This window comes from Roseateles sp. P5_B10 (assembly GCF_056400485.1).
Window position 1 is genome coordinate 1 of record NZ_JBFULE010001518.1, and the last position, 653, is coordinate 653.

Consider the following 653-nt stretch of genomic DNA (forward strand, 5'->3'; position numbering starts at 1 on the left):
GGCTTGTTCTCGATGACGATCGGCTGGCCCAGCGCCGCCGACATCTTTTCGGAAACGAGGCGCGCCATCAGGTCGGTATAGCCGCCCGGCGTATAGGGCACGACCATGCGGATCGGCCGGTTCGGCCAGCTCTGCGCAAAGGCAGTCCCGGCGCTGCCGGCGCAGGCGGCCATCACGGCGATCACGCTCGCGGCGCGGACGAAGCTCTTCATCATTTCATTTCCTCGACTGCCGGCGCGCTCCGAGGCGGCGGGAGCGCCAAAGCGCCTGCCTCGGATCGCAGACCGTTCTTCTTGTTGTCTGCCCGTTCTGCGCCGCGACGGATGTCGCGGGATGCAGAGTCCCGTAGGCAGGCTATCGCATCACACCGTAACCGGGGAAGTAGACGAAAGGCCGCTAACGTCCGCTGCCGCAGCGTGGAATTTGCCGACGTGAGACGCGGATGCATGTGACCAGGATGCTTGTGGCCAAAGAGCATGTGACCTCCCGTGATGACGTTGTTGATCGCTGTGAATGCAGGTGAGGGGACGGCCACGCGCCGTCCTTGCCCGCGCCGGTGGCGCGTGAGTGGCAGTCCCGGTGGCCTCCCTCAAGAATGAGGGAGATGAAGCGCCGAAAGGCGCGACTTCAGTTAATGCCGCAGCATAGTGTCC

1 pseudogene is annotated in these 653 nt (G+C 64.5%); it reads right to left on the bottom strand.

Annotated elements, in window-relative coordinates:
- Window positions 1-212, bottom strand: a pseudogene (locus AC1DU6_RS34350) (tripartite tricarboxylate transporter substrate binding protein); the annotation flags it as partial.
- Between the last annotated feature and the right edge of the window lie 441 nt (window positions 213-653).